Source organism: Flavobacterium sp. (assembly GCF_035456225.1).
Lineage (GTDB): Bacteria > Bacteroidota > Bacteroidia > Flavobacteriales > Flavobacteriaceae > Flavobacterium.
Genome location: NZ_DATIDM010000060.1, coordinates 1 through 10987, shown reverse-complemented (window position 1 = coordinate 10987; position 10987 = coordinate 1). Strand labels below are relative to the sequence as shown.

Here is a 10987-nt window from a genome sequence, read left to right as displayed (position 1 = left end):
AATTCTTCTTTCGAAAATAATTTCAAACCATCGGCAAGCGGTTGAAGCAATCCTAGTGGTCCTGCTCGGTTCGGACCAATACGATCCTGAAGCCAAGCTGCCACTTTTCGTTCCGCCCATGTAGAATACATGGCCATTACCATGGTGATGGCAAAAATAATTACGATGAAAATTCCTTTTTCTATGATAACTGTACTCTCCATGTCTTATGAATTAGAATTACCGTTAGTATTATTTAAAGGAACTTTTACCATACTGATTTTTTTCTGGTCTTCTTTACGGCCAAGTAAAATCTGGTCTTCCGTTTTGATTTCTACTTTTGGCACGTTCAGAGCGTATTTGTTTCTGTTGATAACCGAGAATTTTTCGAATTTACGAGGGCCTTCGATTACCCAGTCTTTCACGTCTTTTTTGTCAAAACGACAAGTATTGCAAATGAATTCTTCCACTTCATGATATTCGTCTTTACGCGCCGTTACACGTTGGATTTCATCACCAAACATCCAAACAGTGGTTTTTCCGCAACATTTGTCGCAGTTTCTATGCGCGTCGTATGGTTTGTTGAACCAAACTCTCGATTTGAATCGGAATGTCTTATCGGTTAAAGCACCTACCGGACAAACATCAATCATATTTCCGGAGAACTCGTTGTCAATCGCTTTGGATAAGCAGGTTGAGATTTGGGCATGGTCACCACGGCTGATTACACCGTGTACACGTCCGTCGGTTAATTGGTCTGCCGTTAACACACAACGTTGGCATAAGATACAACGGTTCATGTGTAATTGAATGTTAGGGCCGATATCTTCCGGTTCGAAAGTTCTTTTTTCTTCGATGAAACGGGTTTCCGATTTTCCGTGTTGGAAGCTTAAGTTCTGTAGGTCACATTCCCCGGCCTGATCACAAACAGGGCAATCCAATGGATGGTTGATTAACAAAAATTCCGTAACGGATTTTCTGGCTTCCTCAACTCGAGGTGAATTTTTACTGTTCACTTCCATACCGTCCATTACGCCAGTAACACATGATGCTACCAATTTAGGCATAGGGGTAGGGTTGGCGTCACTACCTTTAGATACTTCCACCAAACAACAGCGACATTTACCACCACTTCCCTGTAATTTGGAATAGTAGCACATCGCAGGCGGTACGGACTCGCCTCCAATCATTCTTGCAGCCTGCAGGATGGTCGTCCCCGGTTCTACATGTATTTCCTGACCGTCTATTGTTACTTTCATATTGCTTTTGTTTAAAGCGAAAAAATTACTTTTTTCAACTTTCGACTTGGGTTATACTATTGTTTTTCCAATTAAGTGACGTACTTTTTCAAACGGTTCGTGCACAAAATGGTCTCTATTTTTAACTTTTTCAGGGAAACGAACGTGGTATTCAAATTCTTCTCTGAAGTGACGGATAGCTGCCGCAACAGGCCAGGAAGCCGCATCCCCTAATGGGCAAATCGTGTTTCCTTCTATTTTACTTTGAATACTCCACAGTAATTCGATATCCTCTTCACGACCGTGACCGTTTTCGATTCGGTGTAATATTTTTTCCAGCCAACCGGTTCCTTCGCGGCAAGGAGTACACTGACCACAAGATTCGTGGTGATAGAAACGGGAGAAATTCCAAGTATTACGAACGATGCAAGTAGTGTCGTTGTACACGATGAAACCTCCGGAACCTAACATGGATCCTGTTGCGAAACCTCCGTCAGACAATGATTCGTAGGTCATTAAACGATCTTCTCCGTTGGCGGTTTTGAAAATCAAATTTGCAGGAAGAATTGGCACTGACGAACCACCCGGTACTAAAGCCTTTAATGGTCGATCGTTTAACATTCCACCTAAATATTCATCAGAATTCATGAACTCGTCTACGGATAATCCTAATTCGATTTCATAAACTCCTGGATTTTTGACATGTCCTGATGCAGAAATAAGCTTCGTTCCTGTTGAACGGCCTACTCCGATTTTTGCATATTCTTCTCCGGAATTCATCACAATCCACGGCACTGCAGAAATAGATTCTACGTTGTTTACCACGGTTGGGTTTTGCCACAATCCGCTAACTGCCGGGAATGGTGGTTTGATTCTCGGATTTCCTCTTTTTCCTTCCAACGATTCGATAAGAGCTGTTTCTTCACCACAGATGTAAGCTCCGGCTCCACAATGAACATGTAAATCCAAATCGTATCCGGTTCCTAAGATGTTTTTTCCTAACCAGCCTGCTGCATATGCTTCTTTGATGGCTCTTTCCAGAATTTTATATACCCACATGTACTCACCGCGAATATAGATGTACGACAGGTTAGCGCCTAAAGCATAACTTGAAGTAATCATTCCTTCAATTAACAAGTGAGGGATGTATTCCATTAAGAAACGGTCTTTGAACGTTCCCGGTTCGGATTCGTCGGCATTGCAAACTAAATGTCTCGGTTTGCCAGATTTTTTATCGATGAAACTCCACTTCAGTCCCATTGGGAATCCTGCACCACCACGTCCGCGTAACCCTGAAGTTTTAACTTCTTCGGTCACTTCATCCGGGGTCATCGATTTCAATGCTTTTTCCACTGAAGCATAACCTCCGTTCTGGCGGTACACTTCGTAGGTTTTGATACCCGGAATGTTTATCTTATCTAATAATATCTTTCTTCCCATGGTATTATTTATCGTGTAATGTTATTTTACCGGCTCTGCAGTCGGCTATTAACTGATCTACTTTTTCCTGGTTTAAATTCTCGTGGTAGAAATCCCCGACTTGCATCATAGGAGCATAACCACAAGCACCCAAACATTCAACACCTACTACGGTAAACATTCCGTCAACGGTAGTTTCGCCTTCCTGAATGCCTAATTTATTGCAGGTATAGTCCATTAAATCTTCCACACCGCGTGTTACACAACATGAGGTACGGCAGAATTCGAACATGTATTTTCCGATTGGTTTTTGGTTAAACATCGTATAGAAAGAAACTACTTCATATACTTCAATCGGTTGTATGTTTAGGATTTCGGCTACTTTGTCCTGTAGTTCGTAGCTCAACCAATTGTCGTGAGCGTCCTGAACTTCGTGCAAAACAGGTAATAAAGCCGATTTTCTTTTGTCTTCCGGATAATGACTGATCAGTTCGTTGATACGGGTCATTAATTCCGGAGTGATATTGATATCCTGTTTGTAGATATATTTTTCCATAATCATTAAGCGTCTAATTCTCCGGCAATAACGTTCAAACTTGATAAGGTCGCAATGGCATCGGAAAGCATTTGTCCTCTTACCATATCGTTAAATGCCTGATAATATATAAAACAAGGTCTTCTGAAATGTAGTCTGTATGGGGTACGGCTTCCGTCGGTAATTAAGTAGAAACCTAATTCTCCATTACCGCCTTCTACCGGATGATATACTTCTGTTAATGGTACCGGAACTTCTCCCATCACGATTTTAAAGTGCCAGATTAGTGATTCCATAGTGGAATACACATCTTCTTTTGGAGGCAGGTAATATTCCGGAACATCGGCATGATAAGGTCCTTCTGGCATTTTTGCCAAAGCCTGTTTGATGATGCTCAAACTTTCCCAAACTTCCTGGTTACGAACGCAAAAACGATCGTAAGTGTCACCTGATTTTCCAACCGGGATATTAAAGTCGAAATCTTCGTAGGAAGAATACGGTTGCATTACGCGAACATCATAATCTACACCAGTTGCACGAAGGTTTGGACCTGTAAATCCGTAGCTGATGGCTTTTTCCGCTGAAATCGGACCTACGTTAATGGTACGATCCATGAAGATACGGTTACGAGTCAACAGGTTTTCGAATTCCTGCCAAATTGTAGGGAACTCGTCAAGGAACTTGTCTAGTTTTGTCCAAACAGCAGGGCTCCAGTCTCTTTCGAAACCACCGATACGTCCCATGTTGGTCGTCAAACGTGCACCACAAATTTCTTCGTAGATTTCGTAAATTTTTTCACGGAACTGGAATACATATAAGAATCCTGTCAGGGCACCGGTATCAACACCTAAAACCGAGTTACAGATAATGTGGTCAGCAATACGGGCCAATTCCATCACGATAACCCGCATGTATTGTACGCGTTTCGGTACTTCAATACCCAATGCTTTTTCCAATGTCATCCACCAACCCATATTATTGATTGGTGCCGAACAATAGTTCATTCGGTCGGTTAATACGGTAATCTGGTAAAATGGTCGGTTTTCGGAAATTTTTTCGAAAGCCCTATGGATATAGCCTACCGTTCCTTCTCCGTCTACGATACGTTCTCCGTCCATTAACAGGATGTTTTGGAAAATACCGTGAGTTGCAGGGTGGGTTGGTCCTAGATTCAGTATAGAAAGTTCGCTGCCATCCTCATTTCTTCTTTGATTGATGATGTTGGCATAGCGTTTTTCCGGTGGTAATAATAGGTCTGACATTGTTCTTTAAAAGTATTTCAGGGTTCTATTAGCAGTTTTGTGTTGTTCTTCCGAAGAAGCGGTCGTCTTTATCGGTTCTTCCTCCGTCTTCCAATGGGAATTCTTTTCGCATTGGGAAAGAAGTCATCTCATCCATGTTTAAAATACGTTTCAACTGCGGATGTCCTTTAAAAATAATCCCGTAAAAATCGTAAGTCTCTCTTTCCATCCAGTTAGCTCCAAGGAACAAATCGGTTACCGTATCGATTTCCGGGTTTTCACCATTCAGATAGCATTTGATGCGGATGCGTACATTGTCGATCCAGTTGTGCATATGATAAACCACTGCGAACTGGCGGTCCACCTCATAAGCCGGATAGTGAATTCCGCAAACATCGGTTAGGAAGTTAAAACGCATTGTCGGATCTTCCTTTAAGTAACGCATTACTTCTACGATGGAATCAGAAGTTACTTCGAAAGTTAAAATATCGTGGATTTGAACAAAATCGGATACTTTTAATCCGAAGTTTTCAATAAGTTTATTCTGTATTACTGAGGTTTCTAAAGCCATTTTATTTGATGTTATAAGAACCTAATAAATCGTTGTATTCTTCGGAGCTTCTTCTTCTTACGGATTCGTTTTTCACGATTTCCTGCAATTTCATGATGCCGTCCAGAATTTGTTCGGGTCTAGGTGGGCATCCCGGAACGTAAACGTCTACCGGAATTACCTTGTCAACTCCTTGTAAAACAGAGTAGGTATCGAAGACACCACCGGAGCAAGCACATGCTCCAACAGCAATAACCCATTTTGGTTCTGACATTTGTTCGTATACTTCACGTAAGATAGGTGCCATTTTTTTGGCGATAGTACCCATAACCAAAAGCATATCGGCCTGACGCGGAGAGAAACTCATACGTTCTGATCCGAAACGAGCCACATCATAATGAGATGCCATGGTAGCCATAAATTCAATTCCGCAACAGGAAGTAGCAAATGGCAACGGCCAAAGGGAATTGGCTCTGGCAAGCCCTACCACATCACTAAGTTTGGTAGCAAAAAAACCTTCTCCGGCATATCCTTCCGGAGCCGCTACCGTATTATGTTTTGATGAATCATTCATTGTCTTAATTTTTTATTCCCACTCTAAACCTTTCTTCTTGATAACATAGTAAAAACCAATTACCAAAAGTGTCATAAAAATACCCATCTTTACCAATCCTTCGAAACCCATTTCTCTGAAGTTTACTGCCCAAGGGTACATGAATATTACCTCCACATCGAAAAGCACGAAAAGAATGGCGACCAAGAAGTATTTTACCGAGAACGGAATTCGGGCATTACCTACAGACTCGATACCACACTCAAAGTTTTTGTCCTTATTCTTAGAATGTCTTTTCGGTCCTAAAAAGCCTGAAATTATGATGGTTGTTACCACAAATCCCACGGCTAAAAGTAATTGCATTGCAATAGGAATGTAATCGATTTGGTTTGTTTGCATGATTAAATCTCTTTTTATGAAAGAATTCACAAATATACATTCCTAAAATTTAAACGCAACGTAATTTTTTAATGATTTTGGCGTTATATCTTTCATAAATGTAAAACATATTTAGACTAATTACAAATAATTAACTTGTTCTTATTCGGGTATTTCTGAAATTTCTGAATAAAAAAACCGCTCCAATTGGAGCGGTTAAGACCTTCAGTCGGTAATCAAAAAATAATATATATTAGTCTTCGATAACAGCTACTTCAGCAGCTACTTTACCTTTTCTTCCTTCTTCTTCCACGTAAGATACTCTTACACCTTCGCTTAAGCCTTCAGTTTGAAGACCTGTAGCGTGAACGAAAATATCGTTTCCTGTTTCGTCATCTGTAATGAATCCGTATCCTTTAGATTCAATAAAGAATTTTACTTTTCCTGTTCGCATTCTGTAATAAAAAAATAATTAATAATATTCCAAAGATAAACTTTTTTATAAAGCAAACAAGTTTTTTATAAAATATTTTTAAAAAAACCGATTAAGTGTTGAGAAATTTAGATGAAAGTTAACTGAATGTTAAATAATTTAAAAAACGACCCGAAGGTCGTTTTTCTGTCTGTTATTTTAAGTTAAGTTTTATGGACAGTTCTTCCATTTGTTTCTCGTCTATCTGTGACGGTGCATCAATCATGACATCTCTTCCCGAGTTGTTTTTAGGGAAGGCAATGAAATCCCTGATGGTTTCCTGTCCGCCCAAAATAGCTACCAATCGATCCAGACCAAACGCTAAACCTCCGTGCGGTGGTGCTCCGAATTGGAAAGCATCCATCAGGAATCCGAACTGGTTTTTTGCTTCTTCTTCGGTAAAACCTAAATATTTAAACATCAATTGCTGTGTTTCCTTATCGTGAATACGGATGGAACCACCTCCGATTTCGTTTCCGTTCAGCACCATGTCGTAAGCGTTGGCACGTACTTTCCCTGGCTCTGTAGCCAATAAGTCAATATCTTCCGGTTTTGGTGATGTGAAAGGGTGGTGCATTGCGTGATAACGGCCGCTTTCTTCGTCAAATTCCAGCAACGGGAAATCAACTACCCATAACGGTGCGAATTCGTCCGGTTTGCGCAGACCTAAACGAGTAGCCACTTCCATACGAAGCGCACTTAACTGCGATCTTGTTTTGTTAGCTGGTCCTGACAACACAAAAATAATGTCGCCTTGTTTGGCTCCGGTCGCTTCTGCCCATTTTTTTAAATCGTCCTGATCGTAAAATTTATCTACGGATGATTTTAAACTTCCGTCGGCTTCATATTTACAGTATACCATTCCCGATGCGCCAATTTGAGGTCGTTTTACCCAGTCAATCAGTGCGTCGATTTCTTTTCTTGTATAAGAGGCTCCACCAGGAACAGCGATTCCGACAACCAATTCTGCCGAATTGAATACGCCGAAGTCTTTATGTTGCGCCACGGCATTTAGTTCGCCAAACTCCATTCCGAAACGGATGTCCGGTTTGTCGTTACCGTAGGTTTTCATAGCATAATCGTAGGTAATTCTCGGGAATTTTTCTACTTCAATGCCTTTTATTTCTTTTAATAAATGTCTTGTCAATCCTTCGAACATATTTAAGATGTCTTCCTGCTCTACGAAGGCCATTTCGCAGTCGATTTGCGTGAATTCCGGTTGACGGTCCGCGCGTAAATCTTCATCACGGAAACATTTAACGATTTGGAAATACTTATCCATTCCGCCCACCATCAATAATTGTTTGAAGGTTTGAGGGGATTGCGGTAAAGCGTAGAATTGGCCCGGATTCATACGGGAGGGTACTACGAAATCACGCGCTCCTTCTGGAGTCGATTTGATTAAATAAGGTGTTTCCACTTCGCAGAAATCTTGAGCAGACAGATAATTACGAACTTCCTGCGCTACTTTGTGACGGAACAGTAAGCTGTTTTTGACCGGATTTCTACGGATATCCAAATAGCGGTATTTCATACGGATGTCTTCACCGCCGTCTGTTTCATCTTCAATTGTGAAAGGAGGGGTAATCGCTTCGTTTAAAATGGTTAATTCCGAAACCAGGATTTCGATATCTCCTGTAGGCATGTTCGGGTTTTTCGATTCGCGCTCGATAACCGTTCCTTTTACCTGGATTACGAATTCACGCCCTAATGTTTTAGCCAATTCGAAAACGGCTTTATCGGTACGGCTTTCGTCGAAAATTAGCTGTGTGATTCCGTAACGGTCGCGAAGGTCTACCCAAATCATGAATCCTTTATCTCTCGATTTCTGAACCCAACCCGCAAGAGTTACTTCTGTATTGATATTGGAAGCATTTAAAGTTCCGCAATTATGACTTCTGTACATTTTTATAAAATTTGATGCAAATTTAAGTTTTTTTTTGACTCGGATGTCGGCTTTTTACTATTAGAAGTAATTTTAATTTTGTAAGATTTTACGTTGTTGTGTTAAGTTTTGTTTCAGTGTTACCGAATTGTTATCTAAAAGTTTCTTTAATGTAAAATATGTCGTAATTTAGGGTAATATTTAGCTAACCCATTAAAATACAGATACTATGAGAAAGACTTTATTCATTGGATTGTTGCTGATGGCAGGTGTGGTTTCTGCTCAGAAAATAGAACCGAAATATGTGGTGTCAGGCAGAGAGGTAAAAGCGACCTATTATTATGATAACGGTCAGGTAAGACAGGAAGGTTTTTACAAAGACGGTAAATTGAACGGGAAATGGGTGGCTTATAATGAAGACGGTTCCAAACAATCGATGGGGGAATATTCAAAGGGGATGAAAACCGGAAAATGGTTCTTTTGGAGCAATGCAACACTGGCGGAAGTGGATTACAACCGCAGTAAGATTGTTGAAATGAAAAAATGGACTAAAGACGCGATAGTAAACAGAAATTAACCACGGTCTGCTTTTTAGAAAAGGTTATATCTGTTTATAAAGACGGATTCAATACCAGCGTCTTTGAGGGGGAATGGCTGTTACAGAGTAGTGACAGCCATTCTTGTTTTATGAATGTTTTTTATTTTTAAAGTTTAACCGATTCTTTGAGTATCCGAAATATAAAATTAAAAACCCGCTACATCACTGCAGCGGGTTTTTAAAACAATTAAATTTAAAGATTACATTTCGTGTTTCGGGTTGAAACCGTCTTCACTTAATTCTTTGTGAACATAATCAGCTACCATTTCAGCTTCATAATCAATTTTTTCTCCTTTAGAGAATTTGGCGATTATTTTCTCCATGATTTCATAGATTACGGGAACGATAATCAAGGTTAGGAATAAGGAGGATATCAATCCACCGATGATTACCCAAGCCAAACCATTTTTCCATTCGGCACCGGCTCCAGACGCTAATGCAATCGGGAACATACCAAAAACCATGGCGATGGTGGTCATCAAAATCGGACGCAAACGAGCGTGGTTGGCCTGTATCAGTGCCGTACGGATTGTTTCTCCGGCAGCACGACGCTGATTGGTATAATCCACCAGCATAATCGCGTTTTTACACACCAGACCAATAAGCATGATGATTCCCAAAATGGTAAAGATGTTCAAACTGTTATTGGTTAATCCTAAAGCCAATAAAGCTCCGATGAATGAAAGCGGAATGGCAAATAATACCACAAACGGGTGAACGAAACTGTCATACAAACTCACCATTACAAGGTAAACCAAAATAATAGCGGCTAATAACGCAATTCCCAGCGTACCAAAACCTTCGTCCTGGTTTTCCTGCTGACCTCCCCAAATGTAATTTACGCCATTTGGTTTTTTAAGTTTCTCTAATTTTGTTTTCCATTCGTTAACAACGGTACCTGCAGGAACCCCAACGTTTTGTCCTTGTACTGTTACCGAAGCGGTTTTGTCTCTTCGCTCCAGCTGACTTGGTCCTGAACCTTCCGAAATTGCGGCAAATTGTGATAATTTAATTTGTTGTCCCGCATTGTTTACGAAAATCAGATTGCTAACGTCTTCAACACTTTTTCGGTTAAAGGCATCGTATTTAATATTAATGTCGTATTCGTATTCTCCGGCTCTGAACTTTCCGTCCGTATTTCCGCTGAAGGCTGTCTGCATAGTCATACCCACAGTTTGTAAATTAAGACCTAAAGCAGCCATTTTATCGCGATCTACCTGTACGTTTACCTCTGGGTTACCTTCTTCAACCGTTAATTTGATTTCGGTGGTTCCGGCTATGGTGCGCAATTGAGCTTCGGCTTGTTTGGCAAATCCCATTGCGGTTTTAACATCCGGTCCGGTTACAATTAATGCCAAGGAAGCATCTTCGGCAGTTCCTAAAATACCTACCGGCACCGTTTTTACTTTAGCGCCGACCAAAACTTTTTCGAGTTTACGTTTGATTTTTGCGGCATAAACCGAAGCATCATCGGTTCTCTTTGATTGATCGATCATTTTAACATCGATTTCGGCTTTGTAAGCTGTCGCCTGGGTTCCGGCAAATCCTTCAGAAGTTTGTCCGATAATGGTAAACTGACTTGCAACATACTGTTCTTTTTTCAAAAAGTTTTCCGCTCTTTGAGTCATGAAGTTGGTTTGTTCCAATGAAGCGTCTTTCGGCATTTCAATCTGAACTAAAAACTCCCCACTATCCGAATGGGCAAAGAACTCCCCTCCGATATATCCTCCACCGAAGAGTCCGAAAATAGTTCCGAAAAACAAGACCAAAACAACTGCAATTGTCTTGATGTAATGGTCTAAACACCAAGTTAACAAGTCGGTAACCCAATTGGTGAAACGAGTTAGATATCTTTCGAAACCTAAAATGATTTTTCCAAACAAGTTTTTGCCTTCAATGTGTTCCAGTCTACCAAAACGTGAAGACAACCAAGGAATAATGGTAAAGGAAGCCAATAATGACAACATGGTCGAAATCATTACCGTAACACAAAACTGCGTAATAATGTCTGAAACCAATCCGGAACTCATCGATATCGGTAAAAACACCACTACAATTACCAGGGTAATGGAAGTTACCGTACCTCCAATTTCGGCTGTTCCGTCAAATGCGGCTCGGATTCGGCTTTTACCCATCTCC

The 10987-nt window shown here is 40.6% G+C and carries 12 protein-coding genes; 1 reads left to right on the top strand and 11 read right to left on the bottom strand.

Annotated features, from left to right (window positions below; genetic code table 11):
* The 10 genes from VLB74_RS03505 to aspS all read right to left on the bottom strand — a co-directional run.
* A partial coding sequence (locus VLB74_RS03505; protein ID WP_325202074.1) for an NADH-quinone oxidoreductase subunit H occupies positions 1-203 on the bottom strand: 203 nt, incomplete at its 3' end.
* Between the two features lie 3 nt (positions 204-206).
* Entirely contained in the window at positions 207-1238 is a 1032-nt protein-coding gene (locus tag VLB74_RS03500) for an NADH-quinone oxidoreductase subunit G (protein WP_325202073.1), read from the bottom strand.
* 51 nt (positions 1239-1289) lie between these two features.
* Entirely contained in the window at positions 1290-2657 is a 1368-nt protein-coding gene (gene nuoF / locus VLB74_RS03495) for an NADH-quinone oxidoreductase subunit NuoF (protein WP_325202072.1), read from the bottom strand.
* Positions 2658-2661: 4 nt separating this feature from the next.
* Positions 2662-3192, bottom strand: coding sequence for an NADH-quinone oxidoreductase subunit NuoE family protein (locus VLB74_RS03490; RefSeq protein ID WP_325202071.1), 531 nt, complete (start codon positions 3190-3192; stop codon positions 2662-2664).
* Between the two features lie 5 nt (positions 3193-3197).
* Entirely contained in the window at positions 3198-4433 is a 1236-nt protein-coding gene (locus tag VLB74_RS03485) for an NADH-quinone oxidoreductase subunit D (protein WP_325202070.1), read from the bottom strand.
* Between the two features lie 28 nt (positions 4434-4461).
* Positions 4462-4983: an NADH-quinone oxidoreductase subunit C gene (locus tag VLB74_RS03480; protein ID WP_325202069.1), complete on the bottom strand. Its 522-nt coding sequence runs from the start codon at positions 4981-4983 to the stop codon at positions 4462-4464.
* 1 nt (position 4984) lies between these two features.
* Positions 4985-5536, bottom strand: coding sequence for an NADH-quinone oxidoreductase subunit B (locus tag VLB74_RS03475; protein ID WP_325202068.1), 552 nt, complete (start codon positions 5534-5536; stop codon positions 4985-4987).
* 12 nt (positions 5537-5548) lie between these two features.
* On the bottom strand, positions 5549-5914 hold the full coding sequence (locus VLB74_RS03470) for an NADH-quinone oxidoreductase subunit A (RefSeq protein ID WP_325202067.1): 366 nt from the start codon (positions 5912-5914) through the stop codon (positions 5549-5551).
* A gap of 232 nt (positions 5915-6146) precedes the next feature.
* The gene (locus VLB74_RS03465; protein ID WP_325202066.1) at positions 6147-6347 is read right to left on the bottom strand and encodes a cold-shock protein; all 201 of its coding nucleotides are present in this window, start codon (positions 6345-6347) and stop codon (positions 6147-6149) included.
* Positions 6348-6519: 172 nt separating this feature from the next.
* Positions 6520-8271: an aspartate--tRNA ligase gene (aspS, locus tag VLB74_RS03460; RefSeq protein ID WP_325202065.1), complete on the bottom strand. Its 1752-nt coding sequence runs from the start codon at positions 8269-8271 to the stop codon at positions 6520-6522.
* 208 nt (positions 8272-8479) lie between these two features.
* On the opposite strand from aspS, the gene VLB74_RS03455 reads away from it, so the two are divergent.
* Positions 8480-8827, top strand: coding sequence for a toxin-antitoxin system YwqK family antitoxin (locus VLB74_RS03455; RefSeq protein ID WP_325202064.1), 348 nt, complete (start codon positions 8480-8482; stop codon positions 8825-8827).
* A 221-nt stretch (positions 8828-9048) separates the two neighbouring features.
* On the opposite strand, the gene VLB74_RS03450 is transcribed toward VLB74_RS03455, so the two are convergent.
* A partial coding sequence (locus tag VLB74_RS03450; RefSeq protein WP_325202063.1) for an efflux RND transporter permease subunit occupies positions 9049-10987 on the bottom strand: 1939 nt, incomplete at its 5' end.